This is a genomic window from Pseudarthrobacter phenanthrenivorans, assembly GCF_000813845.1.
GTDB classification, from domain to species: Bacteria; Actinomycetota; Actinomycetes; order Actinomycetales; family Micrococcaceae; genus Arthrobacter; species Arthrobacter phenanthrenivorans_B.
Genome location: NZ_JWTB01000024.1, coordinates 157025 through 177184 on the forward strand (window position 1 = coordinate 157025; position 20160 = coordinate 177184).

The 20160-nt window shown below is 66.5% G+C and carries 19 protein-coding genes and 1 tRNA gene; 2 read left to right on the forward strand and 18 right to left on the reverse strand.

Annotated features, from left to right (window positions below; translation table 11 throughout):
* Positions 1-64 precede the first annotated feature (64 nt).
* From RM50_RS13280 to RM50_RS13310, 7 genes are all read right to left on the reverse strand, one after another.
* The gene (locus RM50_RS13280) at positions 65-892 is read right to left on the reverse strand and encodes a F0F1 ATP synthase subunit delta (protein WP_043453399.1); all 828 of its coding nucleotides are present in this window, start codon (positions 890-892) and stop codon (positions 65-67) included.
* Positions 892-1443, reverse strand: a complete 552-nt coding sequence (locus tag RM50_RS13285; protein WP_043453401.1) for a F0F1 ATP synthase subunit B — start codon at positions 1441-1443, stop codon at positions 892-894. Before RM50_RS13285 ends, RM50_RS13280 begins: the two co-directional genes overlap by 1 nt.
* Positions 1444-1497: 54 nt before the next feature.
* A complete protein-coding gene (atpE, locus tag RM50_RS13290; protein ID WP_003804776.1) occupies positions 1498-1716 on the reverse strand; it encodes an ATP synthase F0 subunit C in 219 nt (72 codons plus the stop codon).
* A gap of 110 nt (positions 1717-1826) precedes the next feature.
* Entirely contained in the window at positions 1827-2627 is an 801-nt protein-coding gene (gene atpB / locus RM50_RS13295; RefSeq protein ID WP_043453403.1) for a F0F1 ATP synthase subunit A, read from the reverse strand.
* 81 nt (positions 2628-2708) lie between these two features.
* Positions 2709-3047, reverse strand: a complete 339-nt coding sequence (locus RM50_RS13300; RefSeq protein WP_043453405.1) for an AtpZ/AtpI family protein — start codon at positions 3045-3047, stop codon at positions 2709-2711.
* Positions 3040-3522, reverse strand: coding sequence for a hypothetical protein (locus RM50_RS13305; RefSeq protein ID WP_043453407.1), 483 nt, complete (start codon positions 3520-3522; stop codon positions 3040-3042). The genes RM50_RS13300 and RM50_RS13305 overlap by 8 nt, the downstream gene beginning before the upstream one ends.
* 112 nt (positions 3523-3634) lie before the next feature.
* Positions 3635-4747, reverse strand: a complete 1113-nt coding sequence (locus RM50_RS13310; RefSeq protein WP_043453409.1) for an MraY family glycosyltransferase — start codon at positions 4745-4747, stop codon at positions 3635-3637.
* 275 nt (positions 4748-5022) lie between these two features.
* Here RM50_RS13310 and RM50_RS13315 point away from each other — a divergent pair, with 275 nt between their 5' ends.
* On the forward strand, positions 5023-5919 hold the full coding sequence (locus tag RM50_RS13315; RefSeq protein ID WP_043453411.1) for a glycosyltransferase: 897 nt from the start codon (positions 5023-5025) through the stop codon (positions 5917-5919).
* Positions 5920-5974: 55 nt separating this feature from the next.
* On the opposite strand, the gene RM50_RS13320 is transcribed toward RM50_RS13315, so the two are convergent.
* The 10 genes from RM50_RS13320 to argS form a co-directional block, all read right to left on the reverse strand.
* Positions 5975-6733 carry a WecB/TagA/CpsF family glycosyltransferase gene (locus tag RM50_RS13320; RefSeq protein WP_043453413.1) on the reverse strand — a complete coding sequence of 253 codons (759 nt, stop codon included), beginning with the start codon at positions 6731-6733 and terminating at the stop codon, positions 5975-5977.
* Positions 6733-7557 (reverse strand): L-threonylcarbamoyladenylate synthase, encoded by an 825-nt coding sequence (locus RM50_RS13325; protein ID WP_043453416.1) that lies wholly within the window; start codon positions 7555-7557, stop codon positions 6733-6735. The genes RM50_RS13320 and RM50_RS13325 overlap by 1 nt, the downstream gene beginning before the upstream one ends.
* The gene (gene prmC / locus RM50_RS13330; protein ID WP_043453420.1) at positions 7554-8453 is read right to left on the reverse strand and encodes a peptide chain release factor N(5)-glutamine methyltransferase; all 900 of its coding nucleotides are present in this window, start codon (positions 8451-8453) and stop codon (positions 7554-7556) included. Before prmC ends, RM50_RS13325 begins: the two co-directional genes overlap by 4 nt.
* Positions 8454-8466: 13 nt before the next feature.
* Positions 8467-9540: a peptide chain release factor 1 gene (gene prfA, locus RM50_RS13335; protein ID WP_043453422.1), complete on the reverse strand. Its 1074-nt coding sequence runs from the start codon at positions 9538-9540 to the stop codon at positions 8467-8469.
* 284 nt (positions 9541-9824) lie between these two features.
* Positions 9825-11966: a transcription termination factor Rho gene (rho, locus tag RM50_RS13340; protein WP_043453424.1), complete on the reverse strand. Its 2142-nt coding sequence runs from the start codon at positions 11964-11966 to the stop codon at positions 9825-9827.
* A gap of 293 nt (positions 11967-12259) precedes the next feature.
* A complete protein-coding gene (gene thrB / locus RM50_RS13345; protein ID WP_043453426.1) occupies positions 12260-13234 on the reverse strand; it encodes a homoserine kinase in 975 nt (324 codons plus the stop codon).
* A 2-nt stretch (positions 13235-13236) separates the two neighbouring features.
* Positions 13237-14343 (reverse strand): threonine synthase, encoded by a 1107-nt coding sequence (gene thrC / locus RM50_RS13350; protein WP_043453428.1) that lies wholly within the window; start codon positions 14341-14343, stop codon positions 13237-13239.
* Positions 14344-15660, reverse strand: coding sequence for a homoserine dehydrogenase (locus RM50_RS13355; protein ID WP_043453430.1), 1317 nt, complete (start codon positions 15658-15660; stop codon positions 14344-14346).
* A complete protein-coding gene (gene lysA, locus RM50_RS13360) occupies positions 15661-17133 on the reverse strand; it encodes a diaminopimelate decarboxylase (protein WP_043453431.1) in 1473 nt (490 codons plus the stop codon).
* 5 nt (positions 17134-17138) lie between these two features.
* A complete protein-coding gene (gene argS / locus RM50_RS13365) occupies positions 17139-18803 on the reverse strand; it encodes an arginine--tRNA ligase (protein WP_043453433.1) in 1665 nt (554 codons plus the stop codon).
* A gap of 217 nt (positions 18804-19020) precedes the next feature.
* Between argS and RM50_RS13370 the strand changes: the two genes are divergently transcribed.
* A tRNA-Arg gene (locus RM50_RS13370) sits at positions 19021-19093 on the forward strand.
* A gap of 53 nt (positions 19094-19146) precedes the next feature.
* Here RM50_RS13370 and RM50_RS13375 read toward each other — a convergent pair.
* Positions 19147-20103, reverse strand: coding sequence for a cation diffusion facilitator family transporter (locus tag RM50_RS13375; protein ID WP_043453436.1), 957 nt, complete (start codon positions 20101-20103; stop codon positions 19147-19149).
* Positions 20104-20160 lie beyond the last annotated feature (57 nt).

A 20160-nucleotide genomic window follows, 5' to 3' on the forward strand; every position in this document is an offset into this window, starting at 1 on the left:
CTCCTGTTTGTGATCACCGCAAACGGTGACCGGGGTTTCTATCAGTTTGGTTGTGCTTGTCCGGCTAGCCGGCCAGCTGGCGTTGCAGCTCGCCCAGCCGGGTGATGACCGAGGCGTCCAGCACCTCGTCACCCACCTGGACGCGGATTCCGCCAATGAGCGACGGGTCAACGTTGACGTTGACCTTCAGTTCCCGTCCGTACAGGGCATTCAGGCCCGCCTGGAGGCGTGCCAGCTGCGTCTGCGACAAGGGGCGGGTCACACTGACCGTTGCAATCCAGCGCTGCTGCCGCTTGGCCGCCAACTCGGCGAACCGTTCCACAAGCCGCGTGGGCTTGATCCCGCGGGGCTGGGTGACGGCCTGCGTGATGAGGACTTTGGCTTCCTCACTGGCGCCCGGAACCAGCTTTGCGGCAAGGACAGCCTTGGCTGCGCCGCTTGCCTGCGGTTCGGACAGAGCACGTTGTACCTCGTGGCTGGAGGCAACGGCCTGGTTGAAGGAGAACAGGTCGTTCTCCAGCTCTTCCAGGCCAGTGATTCCGGAGGCAGAAACGGCCGACTTGTTTTCAGCAACGGAAATGACCACCGTTGCGGCAAGAGTCTCGAGTGCATCGCCGATGTCACGCGCCGATGCCCAGCGTGAGCTGGCCAGTCCGCCCGCGATCTCAGCAGCATCAGCGGAGACTTTTCCGCCAACCAGCTGCCTGACCAGCGCCGACTTTTCGTCGCCGCTGCGGGAGGGGTCAGTCAGGGCACGGCGCAAGCCAGCCGAGCTGTCCACCATTCCCAGAATTCCGAAGAGTTCCTTTGCCAGCTGCAGCGACGCCGTGGGAAGTTTCGCTTCCAGCGCGGCCAGGGCTGTTGCCAGCGATTCGCTCGATACGCCTGCCATTACTTAGCTGCACCTGCGTTCTGGGACTCCAGATCTGCCAGGAAGCGGTCCACAACCCGTGCTGCGCGTGCGTCGTCGTCGAGGGCTTCGCCCACGATGCGGCCGGCAAGGGTGGTGGCCAGGGTGCCTACCTCGGAACGCAGCGACACGACGGCCGCCTGGCGTTCGGATTCGATCTGCGCGTGTGCCTGTGCGGTGATGCGGGCAGACTCTGCTGCCGCCTTCTCCTTGAGATCCGCGAGGATCTGGGCACCTTCGGCGCGGGCTTCCTCACGGATGCGGTTGGCTTCGGTGCGGGCGTCGGTCAGCTGCTGCTTGTACTCTTCGAGTGCAGCAGACGCCTCAGCCTGGGCCTTTTCAGCCTTGGCGATGCCGCCTTCAATGGCCTCGGCACGCTCGGCAAAGGTCTTCTCGAACATCGGGACAACGTACTTGACCACGATGAAGAAGAGGATGGCAAAGCCCACGAAGACAACCAGCATTTCCCAGCCATTGGGAACAAGGGGGTTGACGTCGCCTTCAGCGGCGGCTGAGATGATCAGCTGATGCATATTTCACCCGTCCTTATCTACTCGGTTCTGAATGTTCGCTGAAGTTCTGAAGATTTACTTGAGAACGAAAGCGAAGACCAGGCCCAGGATGGCGAGTGCTTCGGTCAGCGCCAGGCCAAGGAATGCGATCGGCTGCAGCACGCGCTGGGCTTCCGGCTGGCGTGCAACGCCGTTGATGTAGGCAGCGAACACGAGACCCACACCGATACCACCGCCGATAGCCGAGAGGCCATAGCCGATGAGGTTGAGGGAGCCGTTGATGGAGCCTTCCATTTTTTTTCCTTTCAAGATGCCACTTATGTGGCAGGTTGTTTGGGTTGCTTCATCCCCGCGAGGGGAAGTCTGTGGTGGGCGGCCGGAGCATTGCGCTGCCGGCAGCGTGCCTAGTGGCTGTCGGCGTGCAGGGCGCCTTCGATGTAGATCGCGGTCAGCAGCGTGAAGACGTAGGCCTGCAGGACCATGATCAGGGCTTCAAGCATGTACATGGCGATGGCACCGGCAAGGACCAGGACCGAGGTTCCCTTGAGCAGGAAGTTCTCCTGCATGATCAGGTACTCGATGCCGGAACCGGCGATCATCACGATCAGGTGGCCGGCGAGCATGGTGGCGAACAGACGGAGGCTGTGCGTCACGGGCCGGACCACGAAGTTGGAGATGATCTCGATGGGGATAACGATCGGCAGGATGTACCACGGGACGCCCGACGGGACGGTGGCCAGCTTGAAGTAGCGCAGGCCGTTCTTCTTGATGCCGATGGCAATCCAGGTGATGTACACGAGGCCGGCGAGCACGTACGCTCCACCCACGTGCGAGAACGTGGGGAGCTGGAACACCGGGATGGCGCCGTAGATGTTGTTGACCAGGATGAAGAAGAACAGGCTGAAGAGCAGGGGGACGTACTTGATGAAGTCCCTGCCGCCGATGATGTCCTTGGCAATTCCATTCCGGACGAAGCCGTAGGCGGCTTCGCCGGCGAACTGGAGCTTGCCGGGTACCAGCTGCTGCTTGCGTGCGGCGAGCACGAAGAAGACGGCGATAAAGACGACAGAGAGGAGGACCAGCAGCATCTGCTTGGAGAATCCTTCTGCGGCACCCCACGGCAGGATTGCCGGCAAATGCATTTCGTTAATACCAGGAGGAGTGAACTCTCCTGAATCTTGGGCCGGGAGCGCAAGCGCGATCAACGCGTTTCCTCTCTGCAGTGTCCATCATTGGGCGTTGGGCGGGGTCCGGCAGCCTGACAGCCTGCTGTTCCCCCTGTGAAATTATTTGGCATTATCTTCTCCGTCAGTCGACGGTGCGCTGGGAGCATGGCGCTCATCAGCATGTTTGCGGGAACTGGTGAGGCCGTGCATGTGGGAAAGGTAGAAACCTCCGACGGCTCCAAGCAGAGCGCCTGCGAGCACAATCCAGCGCGTTCCCCACAGATAATCCAGTCCCCACCCTATCAAACTCCAGACGATGATTCCGCCAATGATGTAGCTGAATACAGCCATTCCAGCGTTGTAGCCGCCATCGGTTGATGCGGCGGAATCAGCGGAGGCGGAGCCCTTGGATCCCGGTGCGCCGGATGCGGTTCCCCTGGTCTTCTTCGGGTCACGCATCGGATGCCCCCTTCTCTTCTGGATCGTTGTAGATCTGGAGGCGGGCTTTGCTGAATCCGTGGATCTCCGCTGCCTGCCACAGGACCACGGCAACAACGGCGCCGATGAGGAACCATCTGCCGTGAAGCCACTCCGGGGCGCCAATGGCGAACAGGATCACGGCGAAGCCGACGACTTTGACGAAGTAGGTGGCGACGAACGCCCCAATGGCCCCGGAAGGATTGCGGCGCCCCACGAAGTGCCCCACGAGGAGGCTGATTCCGAAGAACAGCATGACCAGGAATCCGCCAAGCACGGCAGACACCGCCCCGCTTGCCCCGTTGAGGAGCGCCGCGGGAATTGCGCAGAGCAGGAGACCTGCAGCAGCGGCGATACTGCTGCGCTTGAGCAGGTGGAGCCAGAGTGACGGAGTGGGACCGGACGTGCCAACGGGTCGGTTGCCGGAGGCAGGTCCGGACTCGGCGTTGGAGGTCATTCGATCCCAATCGTCGGCACCGCATGGCGGATCGCCAGGAGGCAGTGGGTGGAGTGGCAGCTTGGGCTGCCCCTAAATTCTACACGAGATAGAAATAATTCAGAACCTGCCCCTACGCCCGGCTTTCAGCGCCGTTGCGGGACAGGTACGGCCATGCGGTCACCAGGCCCATGACCAACGTGGCGAAGAGGTCGACGGCGAGGACGATCTGCCACGGGAAGATGGCGAATGCCAGCCCGCCGAAGGAGAGCACCGCGGTCCAGAGGTACATCAGGATGACGGCTGTCCGGTGGGAGTAGCCGATGTCCAGGAGTTTGTGGTGCAGGTGGCCCCTGTCCGCCGACCAGGGCGAACGGCCGCGGGCGGTCCTGCGGACCACCGCCAGTCCCAGGTCCAGCAGCGGAAGGAAGAGCACCGCAAATGGAAGCAGGATGGGGATTACGGTGGAGATGCCGTTGACGCGGTCGTAGAGGCCCGAGCTGATCTGTCCTGTGGACACCACGCCGGCCGAGGCCATGAGGAGCCCGATGAGCATGGCGCCGGAATCCCCCATGAAGATTTTTGACGGGAAGAAATTGTGCGGCAGGAAGCCAAGGCAGCCGCCCACCAGGACGGCCGTGATGAGGGTTGCGAGGTCGGAATAGTCGAGCAGGACGGCATTCCGGTGCACCCAGTAGGCCGTGAAGAAGAAGGCCGTGCCGCCGATGATGGCCACCCCTGCAGCGAGGCCGTCCAGACCGTCGATGAAGTTGAAGGCGTTCATGGTGGTGACGATCAGCCCTGCCGTCAGCACGACCCGGAGCATTCCGTCCTGGAGATAGATGGGTTCCGGCACCCAGGGGACGATCGTCATCTGGACGCCCCACAGGGCCACGGTCAGCCCGGCGGCGCTCTGGCCGATCAGCTTGACCCACCAGCGGATGTCCAGGAGGTCGTCCGCCACGCCCACCAGGACGATGACGGCGGCGCCGGCGAGGACGCCCCACGGCGAGAAGTTGTTGCGGTAGATGTCCTTGACGAAGAACGACTGGCTGGCAACGACCAGGGCCACCAGGACACCGAGGAAAATGGCCACGCCGCCGAGCCTTGAAACCGGGGTGGAGTGCATGTCCCGGCTGCGGATGGGCAGATGCAGCTCCAGCCGGGTTCCCACGACGCGGGCACCCCAGGTGGCGGCGTACGACACGATGGCAGCCGTCAGCCCCATGAGCAGGTACATGATCATGGGGCGGGGGCCATTTCGGGAGTGGTGCGCTGGAAGCGGTTCAGCTGCCCCGGCAGCCGGTCCTTGGTCGGTGGGCTCATTGGCCGGGAATCTGTTCGTCGATAAATGAAACTTCTCCGTCGCCGAGCGCGCAGCAGGCAGTGTTCGGTGCCTTACAGGGCTGTATTACAGTGGACTCTAGTCAAAGATACTAGTGCCACGGGCACCATGGCTCCGCGCCACACGGGCGCACTCCACGCGGGGGACCCCCTGGCGGCCATGCTGAAAGGACCCCCATGACCCCCCGCATTGCGGTTGCCGCGGTGACCTTCGACCGGCCCAAGGAACTCTCCGTCCTGCTTGAGGCGATCAACGCCCAAACCCTGCAGGTTGACACTGTCTGCCTCGTGGACAGCGGCACGACGCCGGCCCGGGCCGTGGCCGAAAAGCATCCGAACGTTGACTACGTCCGTTCGGAGGCAAACCTCGGCGGCGCCGGCGGTTTCGCCCTGGCAGCCCTGAAGGCGGTGGCCAGCGGCGCGAAGTGGATCTGGATGATGGACGACGACGCCGAGCCGGTGGATCCCGAATGCCTCGCCACGCTGCTGCGCGAGGCAGAGGCACGCGACCTGGAAGCGGTCGTTCCGCTGGTGACCGCGCCGGGCGATCCGGACAGGCTGTCCTTCTTCTTCCGCCTTGACGGCAAAGTCACCCATGACCGGGCGGAAGTGGAGAAGCGGGGCTTCCTGCCCGACGACGGCCATTTCTTCAACGGCGCGCTGATCCGTTCGGACGTGTTCTTCAAGGTGGGGCTGCCGGACATGCGCCTGTTCATCCGGGGCGATGAGGTTGACTTCACCATCAGGCTCCGGAAGGCCGGGATCCGGTTTGGGACGGTGACCACCACGGCCATCACGCATCCGCACGCCTTCTCCGAAACCCAGCATGTCTACGGGGCGCGCTGGCACGTCATCGTTCCGGATTCGGCCTTTAAGCGCCACTACTATTACCGGAACCGCGGCTACCTGATCCGCCGGTATTTCCGGGTGCGGTCGTTCGTGGCCGACGCCGGCGGCTACCTGGGCTACTTCGCGCAACGGCGCGACCTCCCGGGTTTCCTGGCCTGGGCCCGTTCCTTTGGTGCCGGACTGCGGGGCAGGGGCTTCGGGCCACTGGAGGACCAGAAGTTCTAGCGGCGTCTCCGGGCAGCAGCCGGGCGGGGCACCTGAACCGCCCGGCGGCCGCCGTTCAGGATTTTGTCTTCAGCCGCCGTGCGGCCAGGAGCCAAAGCAGGACCCAGGGCTCGCCCAGGACCCGGTATGCGACGCGGCGCGGATGCAGGACCAGGCGCCAGGCCCACTCCAGGCCCATCCTGCCCAGCCACCGGGGGGCCAGCTTCTGGACGCCCGCCAACTGCTCGATGGCGCCGCCCACGGCGCAGTACACGGCAGGCGGCATCTCAGCCAGCCGCCGCTGCAGCACTTCCTCCTGGAGCGGCATGCCCAGGCCAAGCAGGACAAGCTGCGGCTGTTCACGGTGCAGCCAGGCAACGGCTGCCTCCTCCAGCTCAGGACCCCATCCTTCACCGGGAAAGCCTGAGACGCGGGCGCCCGGAACGATGTCCTTCAGCCTGCTGACTGCCCCGGCGTTCGCTTCCGCACCGGCACCGATCACGGCAATCCGGTCAAGGCCGCGCACCTGGTCCAGCGCCGGCAGCCAGTCCGTTGAACCCAGCCGGTAATCCATGACGGGGCCTTCGGCGTTGCCGGTCCTCCCCCACAGCCACAGCACGGGTGCCCCGTCCAGGAGCACGACGTCGCTGTCCTCATAGAGGCGCCGGAATCCGTCGTCGGACAACGCCAGCGTCACGCTGTGCAGGTTGTGGCCCAGGACGGTACGGGTAGCGCCATCCGCCACGAAGCTGCTCAGTTCCGCCACCAGTTCGGGAACCCGCAGCGGGGTGGCATGGACGTCCAGGACGGGAATCTGCTGGCGCTCCAGCGCCATCAAGGCTGCTGGTTCCCGGCAGGCCCGGCCGGTTCTGCCTCGATACCCGTCACGGCGGACGAGCCTGACGAAGCTGCCCGTCCGGCGTCGTCCGTTGCATCCTCCGCGGCACCATTCCCGGCAGCGGCTGGCCCGGTAACCGGTTCCTCGCCGGCCATCGGGATTTCGCCCAGGCCCAGGACGTCCGGGACGTGTGCCCGCAGCTCGTCCAGGCTTACGGCACCGTTGCGCACGACGCGCAGCCGCGGGCCGGTGGCATCCACGATGGTTGAGGGGACCCCGGCTTCACCCGCCAGGGGGCGCGGGCCGCCTTCCAGGTAGACCTCCACGGATTCCGCCAGCTGGTCCCGTGCAGCGGCGGCGGTCTGGGCCGGCGCCTGGCCGGTGCGGTTGGCGGAGGAAACAGCAAGCGGGCCCGTGAGGGTGAGCAGTTCCAGGGCGACGTCGTCGGCGGGCATCCGCAGCGCCACGGTGCCCTTGGTCTCGCCCAGGTCCCAGTCCAGGGACGGCTGGGCGTGCAGGATGAGGGTGAGGCCGCCGGGCCAGAAAGCTTCCGCCAGTTTGCGGGCATCTGCTGAAACATCGGTGGCCAGGCCGTCCAGGGCATTGATCCGGGGAATCAGGACCGGCGGGGGCATGGTGCGGCTGCGCCCCTTCGATACCAGGAGCATGGTCACGGCTTGGGGCGAAAACGCGTCCGCGCCGATGCCGTACACCGTATCCGTGGGGAGCACGACGCACTTCTTTTCGCTGATGGCGCGCTGCGCGTGCTCCAGGCCCCGCGCCCGTTCGTCGTCAATGGTGCAGTCATAAGTTGTGGTCACTGGCTCATTCTTTCATTCCTCGGGACCTGGTCAGCGAGTACGGCGCTGGTGGCGCGCTCTTTGCCGTTGAGGTCCAGGTGCGTTGTGATGGCGGTCCAACGTCCCGTCCTGGCCAGCATGGCGGCGATCCAGCCTGCCTGGACTTCCGCGTGTTCCATGACGAAGTAGCCGCCGGGCCGCAGCAGCCGGGCGGCAGTGGCGGCTGCCGCCGTCGGAAGTTCCATGCCGTCCGCTCCCCCGCCGTACAACGCCTCCGGCGGGTCGTGCAGCGCCACTTCGGGTTCGTTGGGGATGGCCTCGGACGGGATGTACGGCGGGTTGGACACCACGACGTCGACTGTCCCGTTGAGTTCCGGGAAGGCGTGGCGCAGGTCCCCCAGGACGAGGTCGACGCCGAGGGGGGCAAGGTTTTTCGCCGCCCAGGCGTGCGCGAACGGGCTGAATTCAACGGCGTGGACCTCCGCGCCGGGAACTTCGGAGGCCAGGGATCCTGCGATGGCCCCTGATCCGGTGCCCAGGTCCACCATCCGCGGGGCGGACATGCCCCGGACGTGGTCGATGGCGAGCTGGACCACGGATTCGGTCTCCGGGCGCGGGATGAACACCCCGGGCCCCACGGCCAGTTCGAGGTACCGGAAATGCGCCACCCCGGTGATGTGCTGCAGTGGTATGCGGCGCGCACGCTCGGCGACAAGCCCGGCGTAACCCTCAGGCGCCGGAGTGTCGCCCAGCATCAGCGAGCGGAGCCGCCCCAGGCCGACGTTCAGGAGGTGGTCGGCGAGGAGTTCGGCATCGGCCCGGGGGCTGGGGACGCCCGCCTCAGCCAGGAGCGCAGCGGCCTCCCGGACCGCTGCGGCCAGGGACTGGGCGTGCGCCTCAGGGGTGGGCTCGGTCATCGGACGCGTCCGGTCAGTCGCCGATGGCGTCCAGCCGCGCCTGCTCGTCCATTTCGATGGCCGACTGGATTACCGGTTCCAGGTCGCCGTTCATGACCTGGTCAAGGTTGTAGGCCTTGTAGCCGGTGCGGTGGTCGGCGATGCGGTTTTCCGGGTAGTTGTAGGTGCGGATGCGCTCCGAGCGGTCCATGGTGCGGATCTGGGACTTGCGCTGGGCCGAGTTCTCGGCGTCGATCTGCTCCTGCTGGTGCGCCAGGATGCGGGCCCGCAGGACGCGCATGCCGGCCTCGCGGTTCTGCAGCTGCGACTTTTCGTTCTGCATGGCCACCACGATGCCGGTGGGAAGGTGCGTGATACGCACGGCGGAGTCGGTGGTGTTCACGGACTGGCCGCCGGGGCCCGAGGACCGGTAGACATCGATCTTGAGGTCGTTGGGGCTGATTTCGAGTTCTTCGGGCTCATCCACCTCGGGGAGGACCAGCACGCCGGCGGCAGAGGTGTGGATGCGGCCCTGGGATTCGGTCACGGGAACCCGCTGCACGCGGTGCACGCCGCCTTCGAACTTGAGCCGCGCGTAAACGCCCTCGGCGGGGTCGTTGGAGTTGCCCTTGACGGCCACCTGGACGTCCTTGTAACCGCCGAGGTCGGATTCGGTGGCGGAAATGATTTCAGTCTTCCAGCCGCGGGACTCCGCGTACCGGGTGTACATGCGCAGCAGGTCGCCGGCGAACAGGGCTGCTTCGTCGCCGCCTTCGCCGCCCTTGACCTCGAGGATCACGTTGCGGGCGTCGTCGGGATCGCGCGGAATCAGCAGGCGCCGCAGCTTGGCGGCAGCAACCTCCAGCGAAGCCTCGAGTTCAGGGACCTCTGCGGCGAACTCGGGATCCTCGGCAGCCATTTCCCTGGCAGCGGCAAGGTCATCCCGGAGGCCTTCCCACTTGTGGTAGGCCTCGACAATCCCATTGAGCTGAGCCGACCGCCGCCCCAGCTTCCGGGCAAGCCGCTGGTCAGCATAAACAGCAGGATCCCCCAGCTGCGCCTGGATGGCATCATGCTCATCAAGCAGGCCCTGTACGGACTCAAACATCTATAAACCTCTTTCGACTTGTACAAGTCTAGTAACAAACGAAAACGGGACAGCGGCTGGTGACTTAACGACGAAGCCGCACGGCCGGTGACCCTGCTGAGGAGGCGTTCGGTTTTGCCGCCCCGGGAGTGGCATCGGGCCTGCCGGAGCTGGGCGGCGAACGATCGAAGATCGTGAAGCCGCCCAGCGAAGGGGCGGGGGCGGCAAAACCGAACGACGAAGGCGGGGGCGGAAAACCCGCGCGGCGAACCACGCGAGGCAACCGCACCCCGCCCCTAACTCAGCTACTTGTCGTTATCCGACTTCGCGCCAAGCGTCGTCTTCTGGACCTGCATGAGGAACTCGACGTTGCTCTGGGTTTCCCGGATCTTGTTGGTGAGCAGTTCAAGGCTCTGCTGGGTCTCGAGTCCGGAGAGGACGCGGCGCAGCTTCCACATGATCTTGACTTCCTCGGGCGAGAGCAGGTTCTCCTCGCGGCGGGTGCCGGACGCGTTGACGTCCACGGCGGGGAAGATGCGCTTGTCCGCCAGCTGGCGGGACAGGCGCAGTTCCATGTTGCCGGTGCCCTTGAACTCTTCGAAGATGACCTCGTCCATCTTGGAGCCGGTCTCGACGAGCGCGGTGGCCAGGATGGTGAGGGAGCCGCCGTTTTCGATGTTGCGGGCGGCACCGAAGAAGCGCTTGGGCGGGTAGAGGGCTGCGGAGTCGACGCCACCGGACAGGATGCGGCCGGAGGCCGGTGCTGCCAGGTTGTAGGCACGGCCCAGGCGGGTCATGGAGTCCAGCAGGACCACCACGTCCATGCCCATTTCCACCAGGCGCTTGGCGCGCTCGATGGAGAGTTCGGCCACCGTGGTGTGGTCGTCGGCGGGCCGGTCGAAGGTGGAGGCAATGACCTCACCCTTGACGGTGCGCTGCATGTCCGTGACTTCTTCGGGCCGTTCGTCAACCAGCACCATCATGAGGTGGACCTCAGGGTTGTTGGTGGTGATCGCGTTGGCGATGGACTGCAGGATGAGCGTCTTGCCTGCCTTGGGCGGGGAGACGATCAGGCCGCGCTGGCCCTTGCCGATCGGCGCCACGAGGTCGATGACGCGGGGACCGATCTTCTTGGGGTCGGTCTCCAGGCGCAGGCGCTCGGACGGGTAGAGCGGGACCAGCTTGGCGAACTCGACCCGGTCCTTGAGCTCTTCAGGGGTCTTGCCGTTGACCGAGGTCACGCGGACCAGGGCGTTGAACTTCTGGCGGTTGGACTGCTGGTTGCGGTCCTCGCCCTCGCGGGGTGCACGGATCGCACCGACGACGGCGTCTCCCTTGCGCAGGTTGTACTTCTTGACCTGTGCGAGCGAAACGTAGACGTCGTTGGGGCCGGGCAGGTAGCCGGAGGTGCGGATGAACGCGTAGTTCTCCAGGACGTCCAGGATGCCGGCGACCGGCAGCAGGACGTCGTCCTCGGTGATTTCGACGTCGTCCACGTCCGGGCCCTGGTTGCGGCCGCGGCGGCGGTCGTTGCGGTCCCGGAAGCGGTCGTTGCGGGAGTTGTCCCGGTCCTGGCCGCCGGAACGGTCGTTGCGGTCGCGCCGGTTACGGCGGTTCCGGCGGCTTCCGCCGTCGGTATCGTCGTTGTCGCGGTTGTCGCGGTTGGCTTCACGCTGGCCCGCCTCGCGGCTGCCGGCGTTGTCGCGGCCACCGTCGGAGTCGCGGGAGCCGCCGTCGCGGCCCCGGGTGCGCCCGCCTTCACGGCGTTCGGTGCGCTGGCCGGCGTCGGACGCTTCCGCGGCGGGCGCCTCGGCGCGCTGGTCGCCGCCGCGCTGGTCGCCGCCACGCTGGTCCGCGGCCGGCTGCTCTGCCGGGGTTTCCACCGGGGCTTCCTGGATGGAAGCGGCAGCGGCTTCGCTGCGGCGGCGGTTGCGGGTGCGGGGCTGGCGGCGCTCGGGGGCGACTTCCGTTGCCTCGGTGGTTTCCGCAGGGGCGGCCGACGGCGCCTCGGCGGCTGCGGCGGCGGGCGCGCCGGCGGTTTCTGCTGCGGGAGCTTCGGCTGCGGGAGCAACCACACCATCACTGACGGCGCGGCGGCTGCGGCCACGGCCGCGGGCACGGGTGCCCTCGGCGGCGGGAGCTTCGGCGGCAGGAGCCTCGGGAGCAGCAGCGGGTGCGGCTGCGGCCGGGGCGCTTTCCGGCGTCTTTTCCGCGGACTTCGCGGGAGCCTTGGCAGTCAGGGTGCCCGCACGGTGGGCGGAGATAGCCGAGACCAGGTCCCCCTTGCGCATGCGGGATCCGCCCGAAATACCGAGCTGGCTGGCGAGGGCCTGCAGCTGGGCGAGCTTCAGGCCGGCGAGGCCGCTGCTCTTGGCGGGTGCGGCCGTTGATTCGGCAGCAGAAGTTGTGTGTTCCACAGCTGGCGACAGCTCAGTGGTTTCGGTCACGAAGGATCCTTCCCCCTCGACGGCGTCCAGACTGGGAGCTGGACGCGATGATTTGATCTGGGCTGCAGTTCAGATCTGCAGCCGGGATTTCGGCCTTGCCGGTTGGATTTCGGCCAGCAGGGCCGGATACTGATTCACCTTGCGCTGCGCCCGTGGCGCAACGCCGGACTGACGGTTCAGGGGCAGTTGGATGCTGCAGATTCCTGCGACAGACCAAGCAGGCGGCACCGGAATACATTCACAGTCGTAGATCAAATAGCAACTGAATGCAGGAGCAGATCAGATAGGCGGAATTACCGCCGGTGCAAGTCCACCTTAGCACCTTCAACGTCCACTGCGAGCTTCAGTACGCGCCAACCGATGTCCGGCGTGTTCTCCGCGGTGAAGGCCTCGATGAAGGCCACGGCATCCGCGGCCTGCGCCTCCCCGTCCGCCAGCACCAGGACGGTGGGCCCGGCGCCGGAAACGACAGCCGGGTAGCCAGCCTTGCGCAGCGCGCCGATCAGCGCTGCACTGGGCCGCATGGCCTCCGCACGGTAGCTCTGGTGCAGGTAGTCCTCGGTGCCGGGCAGCAGGAACTCCGGTTTTTGCGTCAATGCGTGGATCAGCAGGGCGGCACGGCCTGAATTCATCGCCGCTGCGTGGTGCCCCACCGAGGCGGGGAGCAGGGCGCGTGCGGCTTCGGTAGCGAGTTCGAAGTCGGGTACCGCCACGATGGGGATGACGGAACCGGCCACGTCGGCCCTGGTGCTGCTGTACTGCTCACTGTCCTGCCATGACAGCGCCAGTCCGCCGAAAATCGCCGGTGCCACGTTGTCGGGATGGCCTTCCAGTTCGCTGGTGAGCTGGAGGATCCAGTCCTTGCCGCGCTGGTCCTCCGCGGGGACCATGGCGTTGGCGGCCGATACCGCAGCCACCACCGCCGACGCTGAGGAGCCCAGCCCGCGGCCATGGGGATTCACGTTCCGGGCGGTGACCTTCAGGCCGCCGTGGCGGAAGCCGAGCCGCTCGAAGGCGGCGTCCATGGCGCGGACCACCAGGTGGCTCGCATCCCGGGGAAGCGAGTCTGCCCCTTCACCGCTGAGCTCGAACACGAGTTCATCGGTGTCCAGGCTTTCCACGGTCAGCGTGTCATGCAGCGCCAGCGCCAGGCCCAGGCTGTCGTAGCCGGGGCCCAGGTTGGCGCTGGTGGCGGGGACGCGGACGGTGACCCGCTGCCCCGGCTCAATCAGGTGCAGTCCGACGGCGGCCTGCGAGGTGGTGTCCAAGGCTATTTTTCTTCCAGTCCCAGTTCAGCGGCGACGGTGACCACATCGTTGGGGACCTTGACCGGCTGGACGTCGCTGCCGTCCTCGGTGCGCAGCGCCCACTGGGGGTCCTTGAGTCCATGCCCGGTGACGGTGATGACGATGGTCTTTCCGGTGGGCACCTCACCCGCGGCGTGCTTCTTGAGCAGGCCCGCCACGCCGGCGGCGGAACCGGGCTCGACGAAGACGCCTTCCCTGGACGACAGCCAGCGGTGGGCGTTCAGGATTTCCTCGTCGGTGACGGCATCGATGAGGCCGCCGGACTCGTCACGGGCACCAACGGCACCGTCCCAGGAGGCAGGGTTGCCGATCCGGATCGCCGTGGCAATGGTGTCGGGCTCCGTGATCGGGTGGCCGGCGACGAACGGTGCAGCACCGGCGGCCTGGAAGCCCCACATGGCGGGTGTTTTGGTGGACACGGCGGGCAGCGTTCCTGCGGTGTCGGACTCAAACGGAGCGGAGTACTCCTTGTAGCCCTTCCAGTAGGCGGTGATGTTGCCGGCGTTGCCAACCGGCAGGACGTGGATGTCCGGGGCGTCGCCCAGGGCATCGACCACTTCGAACGCGCCGGTCTTCTGGCCCTGGATGCGCGCCGGGTTGACGGAGTTCACCAGGAACACCGGGTAGGACTCCCCCAGCTTGCGGGCGATGTCCAGGCAGTTGTCGAAGTTGCCGTCCACCTGCAGCAGCGTGGCCCCGTGGGCGATGGCCTGGCTGAGCTTGCCCATGGAGATCTTGCCTTCGGGGACCAGGACGGCGCACTTCAGGCCGGCGGCGGTGGCGTAGGCGGCGGCCGACGCGGAGGTGTTGCCGGTGGAGGCGCACACCACGGCCTTGGCGCCAGAGGCGACGGCTGCGGTCATGGCCATGGTCATCCCGCGGTCCTTGAAGGATCCGGTGGGGTTCATGCCCTCGACCTTGAGGTAGACCTCGGAGCCGGTGAGTTCGGAGAGCTTCTGCGCGTGCACCAGCGGGGTGCCGCCCTCGCCCAGGGTGATGACCCTGGTGGACTCCGTCACGGGCAGACGGTCAGCGTATTCGCGGATGACACCGCGCCATTGGTGAGCCACTTAGACTCCTTCTACCCGCAAAACGGATGTAACTGAATTGATGACGTCAAGGCCCTTCACGGCCTCGACGGTGGCTGCGAGGGCAGCCTCTGACGCGCGGTGGGTGACGATCCGCAGTTCGGCGGATTCCACGGTGGATTCCGCATCCCGGTGGATGGTCTGCCGCATGATTTCGATGGACACGCCATGCTCGGCGAAGAGCTGGGCAATCCGTGCCAGGACGCCGGGCTGGTCGGCGACGTCCAGGCCGATGTAGTAGCTGGTGGTGGCGGCGTCGATGGGCAGCGCGGGAACGTGGCCGGTGGTGGTTTCGGTGCGTCCGGGGCCGCCCAGGACCAGCCGGCGGGCGGCCGAGACGAGGTCGCCCAGGACCGCGGAGGCGGTGGGGGTACCGCCGGCGCCCTGGCCGTAGAACATCAGCTCACCGGCGTTTTCGGCCTCGATGAACACGGCATTGAACGCACCGCGGACGGCGGCCAGCGGATGTTCGCGCGGCAGGAGCGTGGGGTGGACGCGGACGGAGACGCCTTCAGTGCCGTCGGCATCGGTGAGCTTCTCGGCGATGGCCAGCAGTTTGATCACGAAGCCTGCATCCTTGGCGGCGGCGATGTCCGAGGCGCTGACGGACGTGATGCCCTCGCAATGGACGTCGTCCATGGAAAAGCGCGTGTGGAAGGACAGCGAGGCAAGGATGGCCGCCTTGGCGGCGGCGTCGTGGCCTTCGACGTCGGCGGTGGGGTCCGCTTCGGCGTAGCCAAGGCGCTGGGCTTCGGCGAGGGCGTCGCGGAACTGGGCACCGGTGGTGTCCATCTGGTCCAGGATGAAGTTGGTGGTGCCGTTGACGATGCCCAGCACCCGTGTGATGCGGTCGCCGGAGAGGCTGTCCCGGATGGGGCGCAGGATGGGGATGGCTCCCGCGACGGCGGCCTCATAGGAGAGCTGCACGCCGGCTTTGTCCGCCTCTTCGTAGAGGGTGGGTCCGTCCTGCGCCAGGAGCGCCTTGTTGCCGGTGACCACGCAGGCTCCATTGCGGAGCGCGGCGAGGATCAGCGTGCGGGCCGGTTCGATGCCGCCCATGAGCTCGATGACCAGGTCGGCGTCCTTGACCAGCGTTTCGGCGTCGGTAGTGAAGAGCTCCTGGGGCAGGTCGACGTCGCGGGGGGCGTTGACGTTGCGCACGGCAATGCCGCTGAGCTGCAGCCGGGCGCCGGTGCGGGCGGCAAGGGCATCGGCGTCCTCAATGAGGATCCGCGCAACCTGGGCTCCGACGTTGCCACAGCCCAGCAGGGCCACTTTCAGCGTTCGCATTTCCGTCATTCAGGCTCCCATGTCGCGGTTCAGCAGGTCTTCTTCGGTTTCCCCGCGGACAATCAGCCGGGCAGATCCGTCGCGCACCGCGACAACGCCCGGCCGGGCCAGATAGTTGTAGTTGCTCGAGAGGGCCCAGCAGTAGGCGCCGGTTCCCGGTACAGCAAGCAGATCACCGGCTGCCACGTCCTCGGGCAGATATACATCTCTAACAACTATGTCGCCGCTCTCGCAATGTTTGCCCACTACGCGGGACAGCTGCGGGGCGGCATTGGAAGCCCGGGACGCGAGCACGGCCGAATAATCCGCGTCGTACAGCACCGGACGGGCGTTGTCGCTCATGCCGCCGTCGACTGAAACATACCGGCGCGGATACGTAACGTTGTTGTCCGCGTCACCGTCGCCGGAAGCGGCCGGTGCGTCCACGCGGACGGTCTTCAGCGTGCCCACCTCATAGAGGGTGAAGGTGGTGCTGCCCACGATGGCGCGGCCGGGCTCGATGGAGATGCGCGGCGCGTCGATGCCCAGTTCGGCGCAGGTGGAACGTACGACGGCGGCCATCGCCGTCGCGATCTCCGCTGCGGGGCGCGGGGTGTCCACGGGGGTGTAGGCAATGCCGTAGCCGCCGCCGAGGTCCAGTTCCGGCAAGGTGATGGAGTACTTTTCCTGCATGGCGGCCAGGAAGCGCAGCAGCTTCTCCGCGGCCAGCGCGAAGCCGTCCGGCTCGAAGATCTGGGAGCCGATGTGGCAGTGCAGGCCCAGCAGTTCGATGCCGGGATGGGCGGACGCTGCTGCCACCGCTTCCTCGGCGGCGGAGATGCCTGCCTCATCGGTGGTGTCTGCCGCCATGGAGAGGCCGAACTTCTGGTCCTCGTGGGCGGTGGCGATGAACTCGTGCGTGTGGGCATGGACGCCGGGGGTGAGCCGCAGCATGACCTTCGCCTGTTCGCCGCGGGCCTCGGCGATGCTGCCCACGCGCTGGAGTTCGGCCAGGCTGTCCACCACGATCCGCCCCAGGCCCATGTCCAGCGCCCGGTGGATCTCGCCGTCGGACTTGTTGTTGCCGTGCAGCGCGACGTCCGCGCCGGGGATTCCGGCCCGGTAGGCAACGGCGAGTTCGCCGCCGGAGGCCGTGTCCAGGCGCAGTCCCTCTTCCTCCACCCAGCGGACCACGGAGGTGCACAGGAATGACTTGCCGGCGTAGTAGACGTCCACTCCCCCGCAGACATCGGCGAAGGCGTCGTTGAATGCGTCGCTGAAGGCCCTGGCGCGGGCGCGGAAGTCGTTCTCGCTCATGACGAAGAGCGGAGTGCCGTACTGCCGCTGCAACTCGCTGACGGGGATGCCGTCGATGCTGAGTTCGCCCTCCGCGTTGCGGGCGACGTCCTTGGCCCACATCGGTTCGTGGAGTTTGTTCAGGTCATCCGGGACGGCGAGCCACTCCGGGGCCAGCGGGGAACCCTGTGCTGCTGTGTTCGTCATCGGTCCTACATCCGTTCCGGCGCCGATACGCCCAGCAGGTCCAGCCCGTTGGCCAGCACTTGGCTGGTGGCGTCGTTGAGCCACAGGCGGGTGCGGTTGAGGTCGGTCACGGCCTCGTCACCCATCGGGGCGATGCGGCAGGCGTCGTACCAGCGGTGGTAGGCCCCGGCGATTGCCTCCAGGTGGCGTGCCACGCGGTGCGGTTCGCGCAGTTCGGCGGCCTTGGCCACGATGGACGGGTAGCTGCCCAGGTAGGACAGCAATTCGTTCTCCGTGGCGTGGTCCAGCAGGGAAGCATCAAAGCTGTCCGCGCCGTCCACGGTGCGTTGCACGCCGGCTGCCACCGCATTCCGGGCGGCGCCGCGGGAGCGGGCATGGGCGTACTGCACGTAGAACACCGGGTTCTCGTTGCTGTTCTTCTTCAACAGCTCCGGGTCCAGGGTCAGCGGCGAATCGGCGGGGAACCGGGCCAGGGAGTAACGGACGGCGTCCTTGCCCAGCCAGTCGATCAGGTCCTTGAGCTCGATGATGTTGCCTGCACGCTTGGACAGCTTGGCTCCGTTGACGGACACCAGCTGGCCAATCAGGACCTCGATGTTCACCTCGGGATCGTCGCCGGCGGCGGCAGCGATGGCCTTGAGCCGGTTGATGTAGCCGTGGTGGTCGGCGCCCAGGAGGTAGATCTTCTCCGTGAAGCCGCGGTCCTTCTTGGAAAGGTAGTAGGCAGCGTCCGCGGCGAAGTAGGTGGGCTCGCCGTTGGCGCGGATCATCACCCGGTCCTTGTCATCGCCAAAGTCCGTAGTCCGCAGCCAGACCGCACCGCCGTCGTCGAACACGTGTCCCTGCTCGCGGAGGCGCGCCACGGCACTTTCGATGGCCCCGGCGTCGTGCAGTTCCTGCTCGGAGAAGAAGACGTCGAACTCAACGCCGAAGTCCGCCAGGGTGGCTTTGATGTCCTTCATCTGCGCTTCGTAGGCGGCGGCACGGATGACGGGCAGGGCCGCCACCTCCGTGAGTTCGCGGATGTCCGGGTGCGCGGTAAGTACCTCATGGCCAAGGTCGGCGATGTACTGCCCCGGGTAGCCGCCGTCCGGCACGGGAAGGCCGTGGAGCCGGTTGTAGACGGAGGTGGCGAAGGTGTTCATCTGCGAGCCGGCGTCGTTGATGTAGTACTCGGCCGTGACGTCCGCCCCGGAGGCGCGCAGCACGCGGGCGATCGAATCCCCCAGCGCGGCCCAGCGCGTGTGTCCGATGTGGAGCGGCCCGGTGGGGTTCGCGGACACGAATTCCATGTTCACGGTGTGGCCCGCGAGCGCCGTGTTGGTGCCGTAGTCCCTGCCGGCCTCGACAATGGCCTTGGCCAGGGCGCCGGCGGCTGCGGCGTCCACCGTAATGTTCAGGAAGCCCGGGCCCGCTATATCAACGGCGGACACCCCGTTGATGGACTTCAGCCGGGTGCTGAGGATGCCGGCAAATTCGCGCGGATTGGTGCCGGCCTGCTTGGCCAGCTGCAGGGCGATGTTCGTGGCCCAGTCGCCGTGGTCCCGGTTCTTGGGCCTCTCCACGCGCACGTCAGCCGGAATGGCTGATTCCGCAAGGGCAATATCGCCGGCAGCGACGGCGTCCTTGAGGCAGGCGGATATGGCGAGGGAAAGTTCTTCGGGAGTCACCCCTCTAGCCTACCGGGGGCCGGTGACAGCAAAGAATTCGAAGCGTCGTCCCCGCCGCCCCGGTGGAACGGGCCCGGGACGGGGCGGGCTCCTTCCGGGGCTGCTGAAGCTGCCTGGCTGGGCTTCGCGGCAGGGCCGTGGCGCCGGTTTTCCCTTGCGGGCCACCTTCCTGCTAAGCTCTAGGACGTCCCGCCGGGAACGGCAGGATATCCGGATTGCCCTCGTAGCTCAGGGGATAGAGCGTCTGCCTCCGGAGCAGAAGGCCGTAGGTTCGAATCCTACCGAGGGCACAGAGAAAACCCCGCCGCTTCAGTGAAGCGGCGGGGTTTTTCGTTTCCGCCGGTCAGTCCTGGAAGCGTAACGCCGCCTCGTCCAGGGTGGCGAGCGTCAGCACTGCTTCCTCCACGGTTTCGTGGTCCTCCAGTTCCCGCTCGATCCGGCGCAGGACCACCGCCACTTCGTGCTCCGGGTGGTCCCCCTGCAGGTCCACTGCGGCAACGAGGTACAGTTTCCGCGGCCCAACAAATTCCAGGTGCAGGTACGTCAGCCGGGCGATCTCCGGGTGCTCCAGCACGCGCCGGGCCATGGACCGTTCGATGTCCGGCGTGACGCCCTGGCCCACCAGGAAGCGCCGGTTGCGGTCAATCAGGACGACGGCGACGACGGCCAGCAGCACGCCCACCGCGATGGATCCGATGGCGTCGGGCAGCGGCGATCCGGTGACCTGGTGCAGGAACACGCCCAGGAAGGCCACGACCAGCCCAATCAAGGCGGCGGCGTCCTCGGCGAAGACAGCGCGAAGGGTGGGATCGGAGCTGATGAGGACCTGCTCAAGGGTGTGCCGGTCCAGTTCATGGGCGGCCTTGCGGGTCTGCCGGAATGCCTGGACGAAGGAGATCCCCTCGAAGACGAACGCCACGGCCAGGACGATGTAGGCAATCGCGAAGTCGGCCGCGGGCTCCGGTTCAATAATCTGCTGGACGCCGTGCATGATCGACACCACGGCGCCGGCGGTGAAGAGTCCGAACGCGGCGAACATGGACCATACGTAGGCTTCCCGGCCGTAGCCCATCGGGTGGCTCTTGTCGCGCGGGCGGGCAGACCGGCGTTCGGCGAAGAACAGGAACACCTGGTTTCCGGTGTCGGCCCACGAATGCGCGGCTTCGGCGGCCATGGAAGCCGAGCCCGACAGGACGGCGGCCACCGTTTTGGCCGCCGCCACGAGGGTGTTGGCCGCGAAGGCAACGATGACCGTCAGCAGGGTGGAGCTGGGCTTGGTGCGTTTTTCGGTTTCCGGCATGCGCCTACCGTACCCACGTCAGCCCGCTGCAGCGGCGCCGGTGGCGGCAAAATCCGG

Bases quoted from the DNA above. Each gene is read 5' to 3' on its own strand.
- RM50_RS13280 (WP_043453399.1), bottom strand. From the start codon at position 892: ATGGCAGGCGTATCGAGCGAATCGCTGGCAACAGCCCTGGCCGCGCTG.
- RM50_RS13285 (WP_043453401.1), bottom strand. From the start codon at position 1,443: ATGCATCAGCTGATCATCTCAGCCGCCGCTGAAGGCGACGTCAACCCC.
- atpE (WP_003804776.1), bottom strand. From the start codon at position 1,716: ATGGAAGGCTCCATCAACGGCTCCCTCAACCTCATCGGCTATGGCCTC.
- RM50_RS13300 (WP_043453405.1), bottom strand. From the start codon at position 3,047: ATGCGTGACCCGAAGAAGACCAGGGGAACCGCATCCGGCGCACCGGGA.
- RM50_RS13305 (WP_043453407.1), bottom strand. From the start codon at position 3,522: ATGACCTCCAACGCCGAGTCCGGACCTGCCTCCGGCAACCGACCCGTT.
- RM50_RS13310 (WP_043453409.1), bottom strand. From the start codon at position 4,747: ATGATCATGTACCTGCTCATGGGGCTGACGGCTGCCATCGTGTCGTAC.
- RM50_RS13315 (WP_043453411.1), top strand. From the start codon at position 5,023: ATGACCCCCCGCATTGCGGTTGCCGCGGTGACCTTCGACCGGCCCAAG.
- RM50_RS13320 (WP_043453413.1), bottom strand. From the start codon at position 6,733: ATGGCGCTGGAGCGCCAGCAGATTCCCGTCCTGGACGTCCATGCCACC.
- prmC (WP_043453420.1), bottom strand. From the start codon at position 8,453: ATGACCGAGCCCACCCCTGAGGCGCACGCCCAGTCCCTGGCCGCAGCG.
- prfA (WP_043453422.1), bottom strand. From the start codon at position 9,540: ATGTTTGAGTCCGTACAGGGCCTGCTTGATGAGCATGATGCCATCCAG.
- RM50_RS13355 (WP_043453430.1), bottom strand. From the start codon at position 15,660: ATGACGGAAATGCGAACGCTGAAAGTGGCCCTGCTGGGCTGTGGCAAC.
- lysA (WP_043453431.1), bottom strand. From the start codon at position 17,133: ATGACGAACACAGCAGCACAGGGTTCCCCGCTGGCCCCGGAGTGGCTC.
- RM50_RS13375 (WP_043453436.1), bottom strand. From the start codon at position 20,103: ATGCCGGAAACCGAAAAACGCACCAAGCCCAGCTCCACCCTGCTGACG.